This window comes from Agrobacterium sp. S7/73 (assembly GCF_019355535.1).
GTDB lineage: Bacteria > Pseudomonadota > Alphaproteobacteria > Rhizobiales > Rhizobiaceae > Agrobacterium > Agrobacterium tumefaciens.
Genome location: NZ_CP072136.1, coordinates 1,346,798 through 1,367,443 on the forward strand (window position 1 = coordinate 1,346,798; position 20,646 = coordinate 1,367,443).

Sequence of the window (20,646 nt, forward strand, 5' to 3'; positions counted from 1 at the left end):
GGGCTGCGTTGAGGGGGCAGGGCTTCGCGTGGAGCGTTTTCTCCCCAAGCGCTTGCGACGGAGCATCGAACGCCCTTGCGGGCGCGACGGGGGATACTCCGGCCTGCTCAATCAATTTTCGGGATGCTTTGGCAATCATGCCGGGTGCTGATCAGCTCCGGCGGGCGGGAGGCTGTCAGGACAGGGGGCGTTGATCGGGTACGGTGAGGCCTGGAAGCAGGTCACTCAGATGTTCACTGGCGAGCGCGACGATGGCAAGCGCGGCCTGCTGACGGTTCCAGCCAGCGTCTTCCGCTTTTTCGATCAGCCCTTGAATGGAGGGCTCCAGCGCGAACTGGCACTCGGCCTGATAGTCCATGGTATCGATAGAAAGCGATGGAGAATTAATTGCGGCCCGCATCGTTTGGTCTCCCTGTTTTCCGCCATGCACGTCGTTAAGCGACGCGCAAATCGGAAACATGCACATTCAGAGGCCTATGATATCGGGCAGGCCCGTATATCAATGGCAGCGAATCCCCCAGCAGGCGGGACGTTAACGGCAAGTCTCGATGGCTGTCAACGAACGTCCGGTAGCGACGGCGCTGTCTTACCTATTTCAGAGCCTTCCGTTCCGGAAAGGTTTTCGTCTCCAGACCAGCAATGCCATGACATAAAGCGCAAAAAGCACGAACCATGTGACGGGCAGCACCATGAAAAGCGCCGCATAGGCACAACTTCCCTCGAAACAGGAACCGAGAAATCCGGAATCGGCAAGCGTCCCCGACAATAGAAACGCACATACGCCGCTTCCGACTGCGCCGAGGGCGAAAAGCAATATGTTGACGATCAATCTCATCACGACAATCATAGGCATGATTAAGACCGCTTTGCGGAGCGGGTGGCACTGCCGCGCTGATATTTCGTCGTTTCAGTAGATGTGTTGCAAAACCGGCGTTGCCGGAGCGGCTGATTTTTTTGAAGGCCGCTTGTCGGTGCAGGCCCCGCCATGATCGGGCAGGGCCGTTATTGCCGGATTATTACTCGGTGATGGTATATTCGCCGAGTTCGCACAGGTTCTGCGTATCCTCGAGGTCTTCCAGCTCATCGCCCTGGAATTCGAAACGCATGTCGTATTTGCACACGCGGCGGCCATCGGCGATGGTGATCTCCATCGTTTCGCCCGGACCAAGCGCCTTCTTTCCGAACACGTCGTCTTCCCAGTCATCGACGCCGACCGGCGAGGTGTAGAAGGCATTGAGAACGGAGTTCGTTCCGTTCTTCAGCGAAAAGACGAGGTCGTCCGCCTGCGCTGCACCCGCAACCGTCAACGTAGCCCCGAAAAATACCGCCGTTACCCATTTTGATGTCATGATATCCCCCTTTTGCGCCATCGTTCTGGCTGGGCAATGCATACAACCAAACCAGTGGCTTGCAATGCAAACTGCGGGTTTTGGTTAAATTGCGAAGGGTTCGTTATGGGTAACTTTTCGAGATATCCAGTCTATTTAAAATATTACAAATACATATAAATAAATATTTCGAATTTTTGCCTTTATTTGTAATTTTATTTCTATGAAACAAATATATTATTCTTCTATTTCGAAAATATTTTTTTATTTTCAATTCTTTTTTCATTTATTTTGATTTTTATTTTGATGTATTTATGATTTTTCTGTGTGTATCGTGGACTTTATTATTTTGTATATATCGATTGCTGAATCAGCGAAGAGTTTTTACTGACAAAAATATTCTTTCAAAAAATGACGTTAATTGGTGGATGGGCCAGGCTGATCGCTTTCCGACAGAGGATAATGGATTTGATCAAGCGTTCGTTTTTATTCTTCTGCGGCCTCAAGCTGCCGGGTATCGTGGCACTGGCCACCCTGTACGCGGGTTTTCTGACGCAGGCTTTGGGCCAGTCGCGGGTCTGCAACGATCCTGCTCCGGTCAGCAACCTCAAAGAAATGTTCGATGCGATTTACGCATGCTGGGTGCCGCCGGAAGACACGGAGGGGCTTGTCGTGACGCTTCAGTTCATTCTGCATAAGGATGGGCAGATAAGGGGCAAGGTGGTCGTCACAGCCGCGCGCCCGCAGGAAGACAGTCCAAGACGGCAAGCCTTTATCGATTCCGCCATCGACGCGGTGAAGCGGGCAACGCCCGTTCCTTTTACCGAGGAATTCGCAAGCCGTATTGCCGGGCGGCCCTTGGGACCACGTTTTATCGGGACAAAAATCATACCCGAAACGAAGTTGTAGGTTTTCTTGGGAGGTAGGGCCGCTGTCGCGGCCGCATGTTTAGGGGCGCCGAATGCGAACTATTTTTTCAGTGCCCGGCGCCGAAGGCGATGCTTTAACTTAGCACCGCAACGTCTTGTCATTTTTGAAGAATTTGGTGGGTGATGTAGGGCTCGAACCTACGACCCGCTGATTAAGAGTCAGCTGCTCTACCAACTGAGCTAATCACCCGACCGACACCGTGTGGCGGTGTGAGGGGGGCTATAAAGGGGAAGTTTCGGCTTGTCCAGCGCGGAAATGAAATTTCTTCGATTTTTGTGACGAAAAAATTTCAGTCGCGCTGGAAAAGGCTGGAAATCCGGGATTTTACGGATTTTTGTCTTTTGCTATCCTCGCCGGAAGGCTCTGCCGATGACGATGAGGATGCAGGCGCCGATGAAGCCGGCGATGAGATAACCGATCCATCCGGTCAAAACGATTCCGAATACCGAGAGAATGGCGTTGGCGACGATCGCGCCGACGATTCCAAGTAGGATGTTCATGAAAACACCCATATTGCTTTTCATGAATTGTTCGGCGAGCCACCCGGCGACACCACCGATGATGATAGCTGCGATCCAGCCAATACCAGCAGATTCCATGATTTCCTCCCATGATTGCTGCACTATTGAAGGTGATGATTCTCCGGGTGAAAAGCAAGGTAAACTCCCGAAAACCTCGCTTTTTGCGGGTGGTTTTCCGCGCGGCAGGCGATAAATAGCCTGATGCTGGGTGAAGATATGAAAGGCATGGATGTGCGGTTGATGTTTGGCGGAATGATTGACGGTAGGCGGATGTTCGGCGGGCCTTTATCCGACCGGCGGCGAAAGGCCGCCCTGGCTGCGATAATGGTCGCGGTATTCACCCTCCTTGGCAGCTTTCTGTCGTCCGCAACCTTGGCGTCGGCACAGGATGCGCCAGCGGCCGCACCAGTCGCTATCCAGGCTTCCATCGTCGAGCAGGCGCGCACGGATCTGGAAAAATGGAAGGCCGATATTTCGGCAATCGCCAAACAGGTGGAGGCGGGCGGCAGCGATGACGTGCAGCTGGTGGACCTGAAGGGACGCGCCGATACCATTGCAGCCGATGCTGCCGCCGCCAACACCAAGCTGCGGACCCGTCTGGACCAGATCAAGACGCGTCTCGACGCGCTTGGTGCTGCCCCGGCGGAAGGACAGCCACCCGAAGCGAGCATGGTGACGGAGGAGCGCTCCCGGCTGACGGCGGAGCGTGCCGAGGTGAATGCCATTGCCGGCGAGGTGGAGAGCACTGCCACCAACGCCGCGCAGATTTCCAATAACATAACGGCAGTTCGCCGAGCGCTTTTTGCCGCGACCCTGTTCAAGCGCACCGAAGTCTCTTCCCAGACGCTGGGCGACGCCTCTTCCGCCTTCGTGAGCGAGCTGACCAATCTCAACAACGCCTTCAGCAGCTGGGCGGGTTTCGTCTGGAACTACAAACGCCTGCCGATGTTCGGGGCGGTGATGCTGTCGATCATGGCGGCGCTGTTGTTTCTGGTGGGCGGTTACCGCTTTTTCGGCAGCCGCATGGAAAGGCGGGCCTTTACCGGCGAGCCTTCCTATCTGCGGCGGCTTTCGGTGGCCTTCTGGTCAACCATGGTGCAGTCGCTGTCGCTTTTCCTGTTTCTGGTGACCTCGGCGTTTTTCCTCGATAATTTCAACGTGCTTCGTTCCGATATCGCGCCGATCCTGTTCGGGGCCATGGCAGTTACGGGCTTTGTCTATTTCGTGTCGCGGCTTAGCTACGCTATCTTTGCGCCGACGCAGCCGGAATGGCGTCTGTTGCAGGTTTCCAATCGCGGAGCGCACACGCTGTCCTCGGCCGTGCTTTTGATGGCGCTCGTCAACGGTCTCGATTATCTGTTCGGCACGATCAGCGAGACGCTCTATTCGCCGCTGATCGTCACCGTTGCCAAAAGCTTCATTGCCTCCATCATCATTGGCATCATCCTGCTCACCGTGTCGTTCCTGCGCCCGGTGATCGGTGAGGGGCAGGACTACGAGACCGGCAACCAGCGCCTGCCGCGCTGGCTGGTCATTCTGCTCAGGGTCGGCGGGCTTGTTCTGATCGGTGCCTGCCTGACGGGTTATGTGGGACTGGCGCGGTTCCTTGCCACGCAGATCGTCGCCACCGGTGCGGTGCTCGCAACAATGTATATCGGCATTCTTTCCGGCAAGGCGATTTCGCGACAGGGCGCCTTTTCCGAATCCCTGGCCGGTCGTTATCTCGGGCGGCGCTACGGTCTCGGCCCGGTTGCGCTGGATCAGGCCGGTCTTGCGGCGGGGCTCGGCATCTATGTCATCGCACTCGCCTTCGGCGTGCCGCTCATCCTGTTTTCCTGGGGGTTCCAGCCGGGCGATATCGAAAGCTGGGCCTATCGTCTGCTGACCGGCATCACCGTCGGCAATGCCTCCATCTCGCTGATCGGCCTGTTCGGCGGCGTCCTTGTCTTTGCCATAGGCTACATCATCACACGCTGGTTCCAGAAGTGGCTGGACAACAACGTCATGGCGCGCGGGCAGGTGGATGCGGGCGTGCGCAACTCGGTCAAGACCGGTATCGGTTATCTCGGCATCGCGGTTGCGGCCATTTTCGGCGTCTCTTCCGCCGGTCTTAACCTCTCCAGCCTGGCGCTGGTGGCGTCTGCCCTTTCGGTCGGTATCGGTTTCGGCCTCCAGAACATCGTCTCGAATTTCGTCTCCGGCCTCATCCTGCTGGTCGAGCGTCCCTTCAAGGTGGGTGACTGGGTGGTGACAGGCACGACGGAAGGCACCGTCAAACGGCTTTCGGTGCGCGCGACCGAGATTGAAACCTTCCGCGGCCAGTCGATCATCGTACCGAACTCGGAATTCATCAATTCCTCGGTCGGCAACTGGACACACCGCAACCGCATCATGCGTGCGGAAATTCCGGTCTCCGTTGCCTATGAATCCGATCCGCAGCAGGTGATGGATATTCTGCTGGAACTGGTGCGCACCCAGCCGCCCGTACTGCGCAACCCCGAACCGCATGTGGAATTCCTCCGTTTCGGCGACTTCTCGCTGGATTTCGAATTGCGTTTCCACCTCGCAGATCTTTCGAACGGGCTTGGCGTGAAAAACGCGCTGAGGATCGCAATCCTGAAACGCTTCCGCGAAGAGGGGATCGCCATCCCGTTCCCGCAGCGTAACCTCAACATCCACGTGGAAGGCGATGCAAATCCACAAATGCTGGCGGCGCTGCTTTCGGAAGAGGGTGACAAGGCGGTGGCAGCGCATACGGGCGCGGCGGCGCCTGCCGCGGCAACTGCACCGGAAAAGGATGCGGGCAAGGCGGGTGACAAAACCGTGGTGGAGCCGAAGGCGACGTTGAAGGCGGCCGGCAAGGACAGTTAATCTGCGGCTACCGCGGCTGCGGCGACGCAGCCGATACGGGCGTTGACGGGCGCGGGGAGTTATCCTCGCGCCCGATCTGCATTGTGGCGGATGAGACGGCCGGGGGGAAACAAAGGCGACGTCCAGAAGACTGTGGATGGTGCGGACGTTGCCGCGACCACAGGCCCGCAGGGCCAGCAGCCGGCGGCCGAAAACATGGCCGGCAATGACAACACCATTCGCAGCACGAACAGTTCCGGCCTCTTTTCCGATAGCCAGTTTGCGAGGCCGCTCGTCATAGGCTTCAACAGCGTTTCCATCGGTATGCGCAACAGCACGCCCGCATGGCTGGACGCCGCGGCAAAAGCTGCCGCTGGCAAGGACGTAAAAGACCGCGCCAAGATTTGTGCATCTTCGCAGGAGGTTGCGAAATGAGACTGGCTATTTTTCTCTTCTGTATGTTTTTTCCGTTTCTGGCAAATGCGCAGGATATGTGCGCCACCGTCGTCTTCAAAAGGCGACGGTGGTTTGAAACCCGCCTCCAGCGACGGCATTTTCTCCCCTGTCGCAGCACCCTATGGCCATGTCGCAATCAGGCGGCTGAACGGCCGCCGGGCGCTTCATATTCCATCCCATCGATTTGGCAGCACGACAGGCAATGCCGGCGCTTTTTAGGGGTTCTGTAAATGAAGACACATGCACGGGCGGTGGTGATCGGTGGCGGCGTCGTCGGCGTTTCGACGCTTTATCATCTTGCCAAGAAGGGCTGGAGCGACAGCGTCCTTATCGAGCGCAAGGAACTGACCTCCGGTTCCACCTGGCACGCAGCCGGTCTTTTGCCGCTGTTCAACATGAGCTACTCGGTCGGCCAGATCCACAAGTATTCGGTGAAGTTCTACGAGGAGCTTCAGGAAGAGACCGGCATGAATGTCGGTTTCTCCAAGGTCTCGAACATTCGTCTCGCCCGCACCAAGGATCGCTGGGACGAATATATGTATTATGCCGGCATTGCCGAGACCATCGGTGTGCGGGTCAACATGCTGACGCCGGAGCAGGTTAAGGAAATCTGGCCGCTTTGCGAGACGGACGGCCTGCTGGGCGCCATCCAGCACCCCGATGATGGTTATATCCAGCCCGCCGACCTGACGCAGGCGCTGGCGAAGGGCGCGCGAGACCGTGGCGCCACCATCTATCGCAACACCACCGTCACCGCCATCGAGCAGCTGGAAGACGGTCACTGGAAGGTGACGACGGATAAGGGCGAGATCATCGCTGAACATATCATCTCCTGCACCGGCTCCTTTGCCCGCAAGACCGGCGAGATGGTCGGCATCAATATTCCGGTCATCCCGGTTGAGCACCAATATATCGTCACCGAGCCGCACCCGGCCATTCTGGAGCGCCGCCGTCAGGGTCTGCCGGAAATGGGCGTTCTGCGTGAATCGGATTCGGCCTGGTACATGCGCGAGGAGGCCGGCGGTCTGATCCTCGGCCCTTACGAAGTCGGCGCTCCGGTCTGTTATGTCGACGGTCCCTCTGACGATAGCGAATATGAGCTGTTCCAGGAGGAACTCGACCGCCTTATGCCGCATATCGAAACGGCGATGGTGCGCGTTCCGGCTTTCGGTGAAGTCGGTATCAAGAAGGTCTATAACGGCGCTATCGCCTATACGCCTGATGGAAACCCGATCGTCGGTCCGGCACCAGGCCTGAAGAATTTCTGGCTGAATGAAGGCCACTCGTTCGGCATCACCGCTGCCGGTGGTGCTGGCTGGCAGCTTGCCGAATGGATCGTCGATGGTGAACCTACACTCGATCTGATGGGTGTCGATCCGCGCCGTTTCGGCCCTCACGCTACGGAAGGTTACCTCATTGCCAAGAATGAGGAAGCCTATGCCAACGTCTTCACCATGCATTACCCTGATGAAGAACGTTCCGCTGCCCGTCCGCTGAAGACGACGCCGGTTTACGACCGTCTGAAGAAGCTTGGCGGCGTGTTCGGTTCCGTTTACGGCTGGGAGCGTGCCAACTGGTATGCGCCGGAAGGTTATGCGCTGCGCGAAGAGGACCTCGGCGTCGGTGCGGATGTCATCACCAGCCACAACTATGCGCCGCCACTGGATGATGGCCGTATCGTCGAGAAGTGGTCGTTCCGCCGCTCGAACTATTTCGAACATGTCGGCAACGAGGTGAAGAACGTCACCCAGAATGTCGGCGTGCTTGACATGTCGGCCTTCGCCAAGATGGAAGTTTCCGGTCCAGGCGCGCGCGCCTGGCTGGACAGCATTCTCGCCAATATCGTGCCGAAGAAGCGCGGCCGTATTGCGCTGACGCATCTTCTGACTCCAAATGGCGGCGTGAAGGTGGAGTTCACCGTCTATGAATGGGCGCCGGGCCGGTTCTATCTGGTGTCCGCCGGTGGTCTTGAAGCGCACGATCATGACGTGCTCCAGCGCCTTGCGCCCACCGACGGTTCCGTCGTGCTGCAGCCCATCACCCAGAAATACGGCGTGCTGGTGCTTGCCGGTCCGAAGTCGCGCGATCTCCTGAAGAAGCTGACCCGTACCAGCCTCGAGAACAAGGATTTCCCGTGGCTGACGGCGAAGCAGATCTCCGTGGGTGTGGCGACGGCGCATGCGCTGCGCGTCAACTTCGTCGGTGAACTGGGCTGGGAATTGCACCATCCTATCGAAATGCAGAACTACATCTTCGACCGGCTGATGGAAGCAGGCGCCGAATTTGGCATCAAGCCATTCGGTATTCGTGCGATGGTGTCGATGTCGCTTGAAAAGTCGTATCGCAACATGGGCCGCGAGCTTTCGGTCGAATATAACGCCTATGAATCAGGTCTCGACCGTTTCCTGCGTCCGGAGAAAAACTTCATCGGCCGCGACGCGCTGGTGGCATACAAGGAAGCCGGCTTGAAATCGGTATTCTCGACGCTGACCGTTTCGGGCAATACGGATGTCGATGCCCGTGGTTCTGAAGCTATCTTCGATGCAGATGGCGCACTTGCAGGCCGTGTGACGAGCGGCGGCTTTGGCTGGCGTATCGGCAAATCGATTGCCCTTGCCATGCTGAAACCCGAATATGCCACGATTGGCACAAAGCTGAAAATCCGCATTCTTGGCACGCTTTATGATGCCGAGGTGGTGGAAGAAAGCCCCTTCGATACGGAAAACGCGCTGCTGCGCGCCTGAGCGATTTTCCTGGAATCATTCGAAACACGGCCCTCCCTCGGGGGCCGTGTTTTCTTTTGGGTAAGCATGTATGCCGACTGTTTTCGGGCAAAAGTGTTATTAATCATTCTGAAAAATACGCCTGCTAATTTCCCGTGAAAGACGACGGGGGACTGGGACAAAATGAATTTTCTGGGCATTACGGGCATGCAATATTCGGGTGTGCCATTTACCAATTGCCGCATTTTGCTTGCGGAAGATACCAATGTGTTCACCCAGATGGTGAGCATGCGCCTGAAGGAATTGCTGGGCGTTTCCGTGGAGGTGTGCCGCAACTTCGAGGAGTTGCAGGCGTGCTACGAACACTCGGCCGAACCCGTGACGCTTGCGATTTCCAACATCAATCTTCCGGGGGCGGAGAACGGCGAGGCGCTGGAATATCTGATCGATCTTTCGATCCCGACCATCGTTTTCACCAGCACGTTCCATGAGGCGACCCGCGAAACGCTGATCGCCAAGAATGTGGTCGACTACATTCTGAAAGACAATATCTTTGCCGTGGACATGCTGACGGAATCCATCTGTCGGTTCCTCACCAACCACCGCCACCATGTGCTGATCGTGGACGACAGCCCAACGGCGCGGGCGCTGCTTTCCAGCCGCCTCAAGCGTTATAATTTCCGCGTCAGCCTTGCCGATAGCGGTGCGAAGGCGCTCGAAATCCTGAAGGCCAATCCCGATATCGGGCTGGTGGTGACAGACTACAACATGCCCGATATTGACGGTTTCGAACTGACACGGCGCATCCGCACCGTGCGCGGCTCGCACGAGTTGCGCATCATCGGCGTTTCCTCTTCCACCAACCGGCTTTTGTCGGCGCGGTTCCTGAAGGCGGGTGGCAACGATTTCATGCTGCGGCCCTTCATCGACGAGGAATTTTATTGCCGCGTCAACCAGAACCTCGACACGCTGGTGCAGATACAGCTGGCCAAGGCTGGCGTGAGACCGGCGGCCTGACCGGACTTTTCGTTATCAAAGCCGCGATAAGTCAAAGCTGAGACTCGAGCGGCAGGAAACGCATGATGCCCGCGACGATCCGGCGGCTGATGGCAGCGTCCGGTTCGCGTCGGTATGTCCTCGGCTGGCCGTGTTCTTCGGTCATCCAGACGATGCGATTGCCGTTGTCTATATCCAGCTCGAAGCTCATCGAGCGGCGGATCTCTTCGCTGAATATCTCGTCCATGCGCGCAACCAGCGGGGCTGAGGTGAAAACGACGCCCATTTCCGTGTTGAGAGAAGCAGAGCGCGGATCGAAATTGAGCGAGCCGATATAGCCGGTCTTGCCGTCGCGGGAGAAAGCCTTGGTGTGGAGGCTCGCCTGTCCTGAACCGCGAAGCGTAAAGCTTGGCTGGTCCGCCTGTGCACGCAGTTCATGCAGTCGCACCCCGCCCAGCAGAAGCGGCTTTCGATACCGTGCGTAACCTGCGTGAACGGCGGCAACATCTGTTGCAGCCAGCGAGTTGGTGAGGATGGCAACCGAGACGCCGCGCTCGGCAAGGTTTGCAAAAATGTCCAAGCCCTGTTTGCCGGGAATGAAATAAGGGGAGGTGATGTGCAGGCTGTCATTTGCCTCCTGCATCAGCGGCAGCAGGCTCTCCATCAGGAAGTTGTGGCCGTTGCGGCGTTTTCCCGCTGCTTTTTCCGGCGGGTCGGCAAGCACGTCGGCTTCATCGACCCAGTGCAGGCGGTCCGACATCAGGAAATGACCGCTGCCATATTGGTTTTCGACGCGCTCGAGATAGGGTTTGGCAGCCTCGCTTTTCGGCAGCGCAGCAAGCTCGCGCCTTAACCTGGCAAGCTTGCTCGGCCTGCGCGCCAGAAGCGAGCGCACGGGAACGGAAACGGCGCTGTTCCAGTAGTCGTCGAAGATTTCGGTGGCATCCGCAACTATCCTGCCGAAACCAAGAATGTCGAAATCGTGGAAATTGGCCCGTTCGGCGGCATCGAAATAGGCGTCGCCAATATTACGGCCGCCAACGATCACGGCGCGTCCATCGGCAATCCACGCCTTGTTGTGCATGCGCCGGTTGACGCTTCGAAATCGGAGGACCAGTTCCAGGCTTCGATACAGGATGTTTTCCCGCGCCCTGGTTGGGTTGAACAGCCGCAGCTCGATATTGGGATGGCTGTCGATGGCGTGGAAGATGCGGTCAGACATCGAGACGCCGAGATCGTCCAGAAGCAGCCTCACGCGCACGCCGCGATCTGCCGCGGCAATGACCTCGCGCATCATCAGCCGACCGGTCAGATCGGCGTTCCACATGTAATACATCAGATCAAGGCTGCGCCCAGCCGCCCGCGCGGCCGCCATACGCACTGCGAAGGCATCCAGATTGGAATGCAGCAGGCAGAGCGCGTTTTTCTCGTTCCAGCCGTTCCTTATCGACTGCCAGTGGCGGTCGAGCCCGGTCGCATCCTCGGCAACGGGCAGGGCAGTTGAGGGGCGTTTGGGAATGGCCTTTTCCCGCTGCTTGCTGATGACAACAAACAGGGCTGGTCCGACGACCAGCAGCACCATGGCGATAAAGACCGTAAATGCAGTCACTTGTTTTGATCACTCCCGGCCTGAAGATTATCAGGCCGGGTGAAAACGCGCGAGCACATAAAGCGTTCACGGCAGAAGAGGGTGCGGGAGAAAAAGCCTGCCTTGCGAAGCGAATGCAGGAGGCGGGACTTGTGAATCACATAAGTCTATGCTTATCTGTTGTCATGACAGAGAATGATATTTTCCGGGCGCTGGCCGATCCGACACGCCGCGCTATTTTCGAAAAGCTCGCGGATGGTGCCCAGAACGCTTCCGCCTTGCGTGAGGGTATCGGTATCAGCCAGCCGGCCATGTCGCAGCATCTTGCCGTGCTGCGGGGGGCGGGGCTGGTCGTCGAACGGCGGCAGGGTCGTTTCGTCAATTACGAGGTCGATCCGGATGGGCTGACACGGATTGCGACATGGCTTGGCAAATACCGCGCCTACTGGCCGCAGCGCGTAGAAGCACTGAAGCTCTTGCTGAAGGATATGGATCAATGAACAGGGAACTGCCCCCAGCACCCAAACCCGCTATCGAGCTGGAATATGATCTCGATGAGCCGCCGCAAAAAGTCTGGCGTGCGATCAGCATTCCGGCCTTCCGTGAACACTGGTTGCCGAAGGAGGCTTTGGCTGAACCCGAGGCGATCAGGATCACCCCGGGGAAGGAGGTCTGTTACAGGATGCGGGATGACGTTCCGCCATTTCTGGAAAGCACCGTCACCTTCAGGATTGCACCCAACGCGAGCGGCGGCACCAGCCTGCGGGTCATTCATGAGTTGCCCATCACCAGTTCCGGTCGGATGACAAAGGCCGCCGCAAACCACAACCGTTCGCCCATCAAGCTCGCCGCCTGATCCACCACATTTCCTTACATTTTCAAACGACAGGAGTTCGCCGATGCGCGAAGCGATGCAACTCGTCCCTATGGTAGTTGAACAATCCGCAAGGGGAGAAAGGTCTTTCGACATCTATTCCCGGCTGTTGCGGGAAAGGATCATCTTTCTCAACGGTGAGGTCAACGACGCTGTTTCCGCGCTTGTCTGCGCGCAACTGCTGTTTCTGGAGGCGGAAAACCCGAAAAAGCCGATCCATCTCTACATCAATTCTCCAGGCGGCGTCGTGACCAGCGGTCTCGCAATGTATGACACCATGCGCTACATCCGCGCGCCCGTTCATACTCTGTGCATGGGGACCGCCCGTTCGATGGGCTCGTTCCTGCTTATGGCGGGCGAACCGGGCGCGCGGGCGGCATTGCCCAACGCCAGCATCCTCATTCACCAGCCGTCCGGCGGGTTTCAGGGGCAGGCGTCGGATATGCTCATCCATGCTGAAGAAATCAGGCAGACAAAGCACCGAATGACGCGGCTTTATGCCGAGCATTGCAAACGCAGCTATGACCAGTTTGAAGCGGCAATGGATCGCGACCGTTTCATGACGGTCGAAGAGGCACTGGAATGGGGTTTGATCGACCGCGTTCTGGACGTTCGCGAAAATGTGGCGGCGGCATGACTCAAATCGTCCCGGTTGGCGCATGGCTGGCCGGGACGGTTGATCAGATATCCAGATTATCCGCGAAGGCAGCGCGTTCCTGAATGAAGCGGAAGCGGGCATCCGCCTTGGTGCCCATCAGATTGTCGACCGCCTCGCGGGTACCTTCGAAATCCACATCGTCGATCTCGACGCGCAGCAGGGTGCGCTTTTCGGGATCCATGGTGGTTTCCTTCAACTGTGCCGCCATCATTTCGCCAAGGCCTTTGAAGCGGCCGATTTCGACCTTCTTGCCCTTGAAGACGGTTTCCATCAATTCGGCGCGGTGGGCGTCGTCACGGGCATAGGCGCTCTTGGCACCCTGACGGATGACGTAGAGCGGCGGCACCGCGAGATAGAGGTGGTTGCCACGAATGAGTTCCGGCATTTCCTGATAGAAGAAGGTGATGAGCAGCGAGGCGATATGGGCGCCATCGACGTCGGCATCCGTCATGATGATGATGCGTTCGTAACGCAGATCCTCTTCGCGGTACTTGGTGCGCGTGCCGCAGCCCAGCGCCTGGATGAGATCGGCGATCTGCTGGTTGGCGGAGAGTTTTTCACGGCTGGCGCTGCCGACGTTGAGGATCTTGCCGCGCAGCGGCAGGATGGCCTGATTGGCGCGGTTGCGCGCCTGCTTGGCCGAGCCGCCAGCCGAGTCACCCTCGACGATGAAAAGCTCGGCATTCTCAGCCGTGTTCTGCGAGCAGTCCGCCAGCTTACCGGGCAGGCGCAGCTTGCGCACCGCCGTCTTGCGGTTGACTTCCTTTTCCTTGCGGCGGCGCAGGCGTTCTTCGGCGCGCTCGATCACCCAGTCCAGCAGCTTCGCCGCTTCGCCCGGATTGCCGGTGAGATAATGGTCGAAGGGATCGCGCAGCGCGTTTTCGACGATGCGCTGGGCCTCGACGGTCGCGAGCTTGTCCTTGGTCTGGCCGACGAATTCCGGCTCGCGGATGAAGACGGAGAGCATGCCCGCTGCCGAGATCATCACGTCATCGGTGGTGATTTCCCTGGCGCGCTTGTTCTGGGTCAGCTCCGCATAGTTCTTCAGGCCCTTGGTGAGCGCGATGCGGAAACCGGCCTCATGCGTACCGCCTTCAGGCGTCGGGATGGTGTTGCAATAGGAATGGATCTGCGTGTCGCCGCCATACCAGGTCACAGCCCATTCCAGCGCGCCGTGGCCACCGGTCTTTTCGGTGCGGCCGGAGAAAATCTCGCGGGTGACAGTGAATTCCTTGCCGAGCGTGGCGGCCAGATAGTCCTTCAGACCACCGGGGAAATGGAACACGGCCTTTTCGGGGATTTCGCCACCGGCGGGCACCATGCCGGGATCGCAGCTCCAGCGGATTTCGACGCCGCCGAAGAGATAGGCCTTGGAGCGGGCCATGCGGAAAATACGGGCCGGTTCGAATTTTGCGTGATCGCCAAAGATCTGCGGGTCCGGATGGAAACGCACGCGGGTGCCGCGTCGGTTGTGCACGTCACCCAGTTCTTCGAGACCGCCAATCGGCGCGCCGCGCGAAAAGCGCTGGCGGTAAAGCTTGCGGTTACGGGCGACTTCCACTTCCAGAAGATCGGACAGCGCATTGACCACGGAAACGCCGACGCCATGCAGGCCGCCGGAGGTCTCATAGGCCTTGCCATCGAACTTGCCGCCGGCATGCAGCTTGGTCATGATGACTTCGAGCGTCGACTTGCCCGGAACCTGCGGATGGTTTTCCACGGGAATGCCGCGTCCGTTATCGGTGACGGTGAGGAAACCCTCGGTATCGAGATGGACCTCGATGAAATTGGCGTGGCCTGCGACGGCCTCGTCCATGGAGTTGTCGATGACTTCGGCAAAGAGGTGGTGCAGCGCCTTCTCGTCGGTGCCGCCAATATACATGCCGGGCCGCATGCGCACCGGTTCCAGCCCTTCGAGCACGCGGATCGACGAGGCACCGTAATCGTCACCGGAAGGAGACACGGGCGCTGGGGGCGGGGGCGTCGTGACGGCCGCAACGGCTGCTGGTTTCGGCTGCACGTTCACGTTCGCGGCTGCGGACACCGGGGCCTTCACGGGTTTTGCCGTGTCCTCGTTCTTTTCCGTTTCGCTGTTTGGTGCCACCGGAAGACCGGAGAAGAGATCGTTGCTATCGTCCATCATGTCCAAGGTTCAAAAAAGCGTGTCGTCAGAATTTCGCCAAGCGAATCAGTATGCCAATAGGGGCAAGTATAGCGCCAAACGTGCAGGGCGTGTGGCCTAACGCGGCGCACCCTATGCCACGACTATGTCAGGGTTTCGCAACAGGAGGATTGCGCTGCCGCCCTGGCAATGGCAAGTCTCGCAGCCACGAATGAACGGTTAACCAAGTCATGTCCACAGCTCATTTCACGTTTTGTACTCTTTTCTGCCTGACTGTTGCGGCGATGCCGGGCGGTGCCGGGGCGGCGGACGGGCCGCTGCGGCCGTTCAAGGACGAGCTGTTTTCCAGCCAGACAGTGCTTTCCACGGCCGATGGCGGCGCATCTGAGGTGATCGATTATCAGGAGATGCGCGATATCAACGGCCGCGACGAGGTACCGGAACGCCGGGTGAAGCGGCAATATGTGGATATGGCGCCCAAGACAGCGCAGGCGATGGAATCCGTGGCGGTTGAGGGCAGGGCGCTTGAGGTGGGCCGCGTCGGGCCATCATCCGGGCAGGCCTTCACCGTGATCTTCATTCACGGGCGCGGCGGCGACCGGCGGCTTGGCATGAACGACTATACGTTCGGTGGCAATTTCAACCGGCTGAAAAATCTGGCTGTCGCCAATGGCGGCACCTATTATGTGCCGAGCGTACGATCCTTCGATGCCAATGGCGTTGCCGACGTTTCCGCGCTGATCACCTATGCTGCTAGCAAATCCGGCGGCAAGCCGGTGGTGTTGGCCTGCGCCTCCATGGGCAGCTTCATCTGCTACGGCATCAGCCGCGACAAGGCGACGGTCGGCAATCTCAAGGGCATGGCGATCCTTGGCGGCGCGGTCGACCCCGATTTTCCGAAGAGCGCCTTTGCGAAAGCCAAAAAGCCGGTGTGGTTCACCCATGGCAGCGCCGACAAGGTCTATTCCGCCGACAGCCAGGCGACCATCTTCCGCACCTTGCTGAAGGCGGGAGAGCCGGCGCGCTTCACGCTTTTTGAGACAGGCACGCATGGAACGCCGGTGCGCATGACCGACTGGCGGGCGGTTTTGAACTGGATTTTGAGCCGATGAGGTCCAGTTTTGGTTCGACAGGCGCGAATTTCGGCAAATTGACCGACGTTTTGATGCTTATGACTGCTTTTTTGTACCAATTGTCATCAGCTGCGTTTAAGGAAATATTCCGGGATTTCCGGCAGGGTTTCTGTCGCGATTAGGGGCCGCCTGGCGGCTGAGGTAAGGGGTGTTCGCGCAAGCGGCTCTCCGAGACAAAGGGAATGGGATACGCATGACGCCGAATGTTCGACCGCTTGTAGCCGGAAACTGGAAGATGAACGGCACCCGTTCGTCGCTCGATCAGATCAAGGCCATGGCAGAGGGCGTCAAGGGCGCGCTTTCCGAAAAGGTGGATGCGCTGATCTGCCCGCCATCGACGCTTCTTTATGTGGCAACCGCGCTTTGCGACGACAGCCCGCTGATGATTGGCGGACAGGATTGCCACCAGAATGTTTCCGGCGCGCATACGGGTGACATTTCCGCCGAGATGATTGCCGATTGCTTCGGCACCCATGTCATCGTCGGCCACTCCGAGCGTCGCACCGACCATGCCGAGACGGATCATCTGGTCCGTGCCAAGGCCGTTGCCGCCCATCAGGCCGATCTTATCGCCATCGTCTGCATTGGCGAGACGGCGGATGAGCGCAAGGCGGGCCAGACGCTCGATATCCTCAAGCGCCAGCTCGCCGGATCGCTTCCGGACGAGGCAACCGCCGAAAACACCGTCATCGCTTATGAGCCGGTCTGGGCGATCGGCACGGGTCTGACGCCGACCACGAAGGATGTGCGCGAGGCTCATGCCTTCATGCGCGACGAGCTGGTCAAGCGCTTTGGTGATGAAGGCAAGACCATGCGGATTCTCTACGGCGGCTCGGTGAAGCCTGCCAATGCGCTGGAACTGATGGGTGTCGAGAATGTCGACGGCGCACTGATCGGCGGCGCGAGCTTGAAAGCCTCCGACTTCCTTTCCATCTATGCGGCATACGAGCAACTGACGGCTTGAGACACGCTTTCCTGCCACAGTGGCGGGAAAGGGGCTTGGAATAAGCCTTCGCCTCATGTAAAGAGCCGCGAAACCTTCTTTGTAGTGCTCCGCGCGGGGCATGGAATGGATTGTCATGCAGACCGTTTTGATTGTTATTCACCTCATGATCGTGCTGGCGCTTGTCGGCGTGGTTCTGATCCAGCGTTCCGAAGGCGGCGGCCTCGGCATCGGCGGCGGTTCGGGCTTCATGTCCGCGCGCGGAACGGCCAATGCGCTGACCCGCACGACGGGCATCCTTGCCGCGCTGTTCTTCGTGACGTCGCTCGGACTTGGTCTTCTGACCCGGTACGAATCGCGCCCGACGGATATTCTGAACCGTATTCCGGCCACGCAGGGTCAGGGCAACGGTATTCTCGACACGCTCGGCCCGGCACAGACGCCGGCAACGCCGGCTCCGGCTGAGAATGGCGTTCCGACCAACAGCGGCGCTGCAGCACCTGCGCAGACCACGCCTGCACCGGCCACTGCTGGTGAAGCCGCTCCGGCGCCGGCCAAGCCCGCCGATCCGAACGCAGTTCCGACCGGTCAATAAGCCCGGTTATGATTTAACGCTCCGGCAGGCCAAAAGCCTGCCGGTTTTCTTTTGTTCGCATTTCGCCACATCCCATTGCCAATTCGTCAACAGCGAATTTGCAACAGCATGAAATTTGGGCTGGCGGAATCAGAGGTAAAAAGGTATCCGGTGAATCCCATGGCGCGATATGTATTCATCACAGGCGGCGTGGTCTCCTCTCTCGGTAAGGGCATCGCAGCTGCGGCACTCGGAGCATTGCTGCAATCCCGTGGTTATCGGGTGCGGCTTCGCAAACTTGACCCCTATTTGAACGTCGATCCCGGCACGATGAGCCCGACACAGCACGGCGAAGTGTTTGTGACGGACGACGGTGCCGAGACGGACCTCGACCTTGGCCACTATGAACGCTTTACGGGGCGTTCGGCGACCAAGACCGACAACATCACCACTGGCCGCATCTACAAGAACATCATCGACAAGGAACGCCGCGGCGACTATCTCGGCGCGACCGTTCAGGTCATTCCGCATGTCACCAACGAGATCAAGGATTTCGTGACCGAAGGTAATGACGAGTACGACTTCGTCATCTGCGAAATCGGCGGCACCGTGGGTGATATCGAGGCGATGCCGTTCATGGAGGCGATCCGCCAGCTCGGCAACGATCTGCCGCGCGGCACCGCAATCTATGTTCACCTGACGCTGATGCCTTACATCCCGGCAGCCGGCGAATTGAAGACCAAGCCGACCCAGCATTCCGTGAAGGAGCTGCAGGCGCTTGGCATTCATCCCGACATTCTGCTGGTGCGCGCCGACCGGGAAATCCCGGAAGCGGAACGCCGCAAGCTTTCGCTGTTCTGCAACGTGCGTCCTTCCGCCGTCATTCAGGCGCTGGATGTTGCCAACATCTATGACGTTCCGATCGCCTACCACAATGAAGGTCTCGATTCGGAAGTGCTGGCCGCTTTCGGTATCGAACCGGCGCCGAAGCCGCGTCTGGAACAGTGGGAAGAGGTCTGCAACCGTATCCGCACGCCGGAAGGCGAGGTAACGATTGCGATCGTCGGCAAATATACCGGCCTCAAGGACGCCTACAAGTCGCTGATCGAGGCGCTGCATCACGGTGGTTTTGCCAACCGCGTCAAGGTCAAGCTGGAGTGGATCGAGTCGGAAGTCTTCGAAAAGGAAGATCCGACGCCCTATCTCGAAAAGGTCAACGGCATTCTGGTGCCGGGCGGTTTCGGCGAGCGCGGTTCGGAAGGCAAGATCATGGCGGCGCAGTTCGCCCGTGAGCGCAACGTGCCCTATTTCGGGATCTGCTTTGGCATGCAGATGGCAGTCGTGGAAGCGGCGCGTCATCTGGCCGGCATCGAGAATGCCTCCTCCACCGAATTCGGTCCGACGGCTGAGCCCGTCGTTGGCCTGATGACCGAGTGGGTAAAGGGCAACGAGCTGGAGAAGCGCTCCACCAAGGGCGATCTCGGCGGCACCATGCGTCTCGGCGCTTACAAGGCAGCGCTGAAGAAAGACACCAAGATCGCCGAAATCTACGGTTCCACGGATATTTCCGAGCGCCACCGCCACCGTTACGAGGTGAATGTGGACTATAAGGACCGGCTGGAAGAATGCGGCCTCGTCTTCTCGGGCATGTCTCCTGATGGTGTGCTGCCGGAAACGGTGGAATATCCTGACCATCCCTGGTTCATCGGTGTGCAATACCACCCGGAACTCAAGAGCCGCCCGCTCGACCCGCATCCGCTGTTTGCCAGCTTCGTTGAAGCGGCGGTGGAGCAGAGCCGGCTGGTTTGATGGTTTGAATGATACGGAGAGGGCCGCTTTTGCGGCCCTTTTTTATTGGGCTGCGCACAGAATGCATCAGGCCAGAAGGTTGTGCTTCCTCAGCCATGCCTCATACCATCCAGGCCATTCTTGCGTGGTGGTTCCGGGCTTGCCCATGCCGAAGCCGTGGCCGCCAGAAATGATTGGGTGAAATTCGACATCCACATCCGCCTTCTCGCACGCCTGCTGCATGATACGGCTATTGGCGGGATTGGAAATCCGGTCGTCATCCGCCTGCGTGAGGAAGACCGGAGGGCAATCTTTGCTCACATGGCTTTCCACTGACCACTCTCGTGTTGCCTCGTCTGTCGGGTGCCTGCCGATAAGTGACCTCCGGGTCGATGTATGGTCATAGGGCGCTGCAAGCGTGATGACCGGATAGATCAGGGCCGCAACATCCGGCCGGGCTGATTGCCTGTCGATGTCATCGACTGCTTCGTAAGACGCAAAAGCCGAGCGGGCGGCGGCCAACCCCATCAAGTGCCCGCCCGCAGAAAAACCAAGTGCGCCGATCCTGTGCGGATCGATCTGCCGGTCCGAAGCGCGTGCACGCACCAGACGAAATGCGCGCTGCGCATCCTGAATCGGTGCCAGCGGTCCAGCAGCCCATCCTTCAATCGGCAGACGGTAGGTGAGGACAAAAGCATAAATGCCTCTGTCCGCGAGCCAGCGTGCAGCGGGATAGGACTCCTTGCCTTCCTCGATGCGTTTATATCCACCGCCACCTGCAATGATCATTGCGGAACCATTTGGCTTTGCGGGAGCGAACACCTCCAGGCTCGGTACGGCAATGTTGGTGACAGCGCCTTTTTTGCTTATATCCGGGACGCCGTTCGGACCACCGCCACCCGGAGGCGGGCCGGGCCAAAGTGAAATCGATTGCCTATTGCCTTGCGCAAACAGACTTGGGACTTTCATGGCCGTGGCGAGGAAGGCACCACCAAGAAGCAGGCTGCGGCGGCAGATCATGATGTCATCCTCAATCGCGCATCTGGTTTCGGCATTCTCTGCGGAAGAACAGCTTACGGGGGCGATTTAAAAACACCAAGAGTGGTCAGTACCGGGACATCCCGATGCTTTGGCCCTACACCACGGTCTCATCGCTCATCCG

At 58.6% G+C, this 20,646-nt stretch carries 19 protein-coding genes and 1 tRNA gene; 12 read left to right on the forward strand and 8 right to left on the reverse strand.

Annotated features, from left to right (window positions below):
* Window positions 1-175 precede the first annotated feature (175 nt).
* The 3 genes from J5276_RS06670 to J5276_RS06680 all read right to left on the reverse strand — a co-directional run bounded on the left by J5276_RS06670 (window position 176) and on the right by J5276_RS06680 (window position 1,349).
* Window positions 176-400, reverse strand: coding sequence for a hypothetical protein (locus tag J5276_RS06670; protein WP_003515467.1), 225 nt, complete (start codon window positions 398-400; stop codon window positions 176-178).
* Between the two features lie 195 nt (window positions 401-595).
* Window positions 596-847 carry a hypothetical protein gene (locus J5276_RS06675; RefSeq protein ID WP_003515464.1) on the reverse strand — a complete coding sequence of 84 codons (252 nt, stop codon included), beginning with the start codon at window positions 845-847 and terminating at the stop codon, window positions 596-598.
* A 169-nt stretch (window positions 848-1,016) separates the two neighbouring features.
* Window positions 1,017-1,349, reverse strand: a complete 333-nt coding sequence (locus J5276_RS06680) for a hypothetical protein (protein ID WP_003515455.1) — start codon at window positions 1,347-1,349, stop codon at window positions 1,017-1,019.
* 441 nt (window positions 1,350-1,790) lie between these two features.
* Between J5276_RS06680 and J5276_RS06685 the strand changes: the two genes are divergently transcribed.
* Window positions 1,791-2,237: a hypothetical protein gene (locus tag J5276_RS06685; protein WP_112155006.1), complete on the forward strand. Its 447-nt coding sequence runs from the start codon at window positions 1,791-1,793 to the stop codon at window positions 2,235-2,237.
* A 134-nt stretch (window positions 2,238-2,371) separates the two neighbouring features.
* Here the strand turns inward: J5276_RS06685 and J5276_RS06690 are convergent.
* A tRNA-Lys gene (locus tag J5276_RS06690) sits at window positions 2,372-2,447 on the reverse strand.
* A gap of 155 nt (window positions 2,448-2,602) precedes the next feature.
* Complete coding sequence (locus J5276_RS06695; protein ID WP_003515453.1) at window positions 2,603-2,857, reverse strand: GlsB/YeaQ/YmgE family stress response membrane protein; 255 nt, start codon at window positions 2,855-2,857, stop codon at window positions 2,603-2,605.
* Between the two features lie 123 nt (window positions 2,858-2,980).
* Here J5276_RS06695 and J5276_RS06700 point away from each other — a divergent pair, with 123 nt between their 5' ends.
* The 4 genes from J5276_RS06700 (at window position 2,981) to J5276_RS06715 (ending at window position 9,825) form a co-directional block, all read left to right on the forward strand.
* On the forward strand, window positions 2,981-5,650 hold the full coding sequence (locus J5276_RS06700) for a mechanosensitive ion channel family protein (RefSeq protein WP_112155007.1): 2,670 nt from the start codon (window positions 2,981-2,983) through the stop codon (window positions 5,648-5,650).
* Between the two features lie 90 nt (window positions 5,651-5,740).
* Window positions 5,741-6,064 carry a hypothetical protein gene (locus J5276_RS06705; protein ID WP_236761845.1) on the forward strand — a complete coding sequence of 108 codons (324 nt, stop codon included), beginning with the start codon at window positions 5,741-5,743 and terminating at the stop codon, window positions 6,062-6,064.
* A 251-nt stretch (window positions 6,065-6,315) separates the two neighbouring features.
* On the forward strand, window positions 6,316-8,829 hold the full coding sequence (locus J5276_RS06710) for an FAD-dependent oxidoreductase (RefSeq protein ID WP_003515448.1): 2,514 nt from the start codon (window positions 6,316-6,318) through the stop codon (window positions 8,827-8,829).
* Window positions 8,830-8,991: 162 nt separating this feature from the next.
* Window positions 8,992-9,825, forward strand: coding sequence for a response regulator (locus J5276_RS06715; protein WP_003515447.1), 834 nt, complete (start codon window positions 8,992-8,994; stop codon window positions 9,823-9,825).
* Window positions 9,826-9,856: 31 nt separating this feature from the next.
* Here J5276_RS06715 and J5276_RS06720 read toward each other — a convergent pair whose 3' ends face one another.
* Window positions 9,857-11,413, reverse strand: a complete 1,557-nt coding sequence (locus J5276_RS06720; protein ID WP_111783017.1) for a phospholipase D family protein — start codon at window positions 11,411-11,413, stop codon at window positions 9,857-9,859.
* Between the two features lie 164 nt (window positions 11,414-11,577).
* Between J5276_RS06720 and J5276_RS06725 the strand changes: the two genes are divergently transcribed.
* Genes J5276_RS06725 through J5276_RS06735 form a run of 3 tightly spaced genes read left to right on the forward strand, consistent with a single transcriptional unit; the run spans window position 11,578 to window position 12,903 of the window.
* Complete coding sequence (locus tag J5276_RS06725) at window positions 11,578-11,892, forward strand: helix-turn-helix transcriptional regulator (RefSeq protein WP_111783305.1); 315 nt, start codon at window positions 11,578-11,580, stop codon at window positions 11,890-11,892.
* Window positions 11,889-12,248: an SRPBCC domain-containing protein gene (locus tag J5276_RS06730; RefSeq protein WP_111783018.1), complete on the forward strand. Its 360-nt coding sequence runs from the start codon at window positions 11,889-11,891 to the stop codon at window positions 12,246-12,248. Before J5276_RS06725 ends, J5276_RS06730 begins: the two co-directional genes overlap by 4 nt.
* Before the next feature lie 43 nt (window positions 12,249-12,291).
* Window positions 12,292-12,903: an ATP-dependent Clp protease proteolytic subunit gene (locus tag J5276_RS06735; RefSeq protein WP_111783019.1), complete on the forward strand. Its 612-nt coding sequence runs from the start codon at window positions 12,292-12,294 to the stop codon at window positions 12,901-12,903.
* A 43-nt stretch (window positions 12,904-12,946) separates the two neighbouring features.
* Here J5276_RS06735 and parE read toward each other — a convergent pair whose 3' ends face one another.
* Complete coding sequence (gene parE / locus J5276_RS06740) at window positions 12,947-15,067, reverse strand: DNA topoisomerase IV subunit B (RefSeq protein ID WP_013636223.1); 2,121 nt, start codon at window positions 15,065-15,067, stop codon at window positions 12,947-12,949.
* Window positions 15,068-15,276: 209 nt separating this feature from the next.
* On the opposite strand from parE, the gene J5276_RS06745 reads away from it, so the two are divergent.
* The 4 genes from J5276_RS06745 (at window position 15,277) to J5276_RS06760 (ending at window position 19,505) form a co-directional block, all read left to right on the forward strand.
* Window positions 15,277-16,158: a dienelactone hydrolase family protein gene (locus tag J5276_RS06745; RefSeq protein ID WP_111783020.1), complete on the forward strand. Its 882-nt coding sequence runs from the start codon at window positions 15,277-15,279 to the stop codon at window positions 16,156-16,158.
* 214 nt (window positions 16,159-16,372) lie between these two features.
* A complete protein-coding gene (tpiA, locus tag J5276_RS06750; RefSeq protein ID WP_112155008.1) occupies window positions 16,373-17,143 on the forward strand; it encodes a triose-phosphate isomerase in 771 nt (256 codons plus the stop codon).
* A gap of 115 nt (window positions 17,144-17,258) precedes the next feature.
* The gene (gene secG, locus J5276_RS06755; protein WP_065687408.1) at window positions 17,259-17,717 is read left to right on the forward strand and encodes a preprotein translocase subunit SecG; all 459 of its coding nucleotides are present in this window, start codon (window positions 17,259-17,261) and stop codon (window positions 17,715-17,717) included.
* 150 nt (window positions 17,718-17,867) lie between these two features.
* Window positions 17,868-19,505 (forward strand): CTP synthase, encoded by a 1,638-nt coding sequence (locus tag J5276_RS06760; RefSeq protein ID WP_035198927.1) that lies wholly within the window; start codon window positions 17,868-17,870, stop codon window positions 19,503-19,505.
* Between the two features lie 66 nt (window positions 19,506-19,571).
* On the opposite strand, the gene J5276_RS06765 is transcribed toward J5276_RS06760, so the two are convergent.
* A complete protein-coding gene (locus J5276_RS06765; RefSeq protein ID WP_112178749.1) occupies window positions 19,572-20,504 on the reverse strand; it encodes an alpha/beta hydrolase in 933 nt (310 codons plus the stop codon).
* Window positions 20,505-20,646 lie beyond the last annotated feature (142 nt).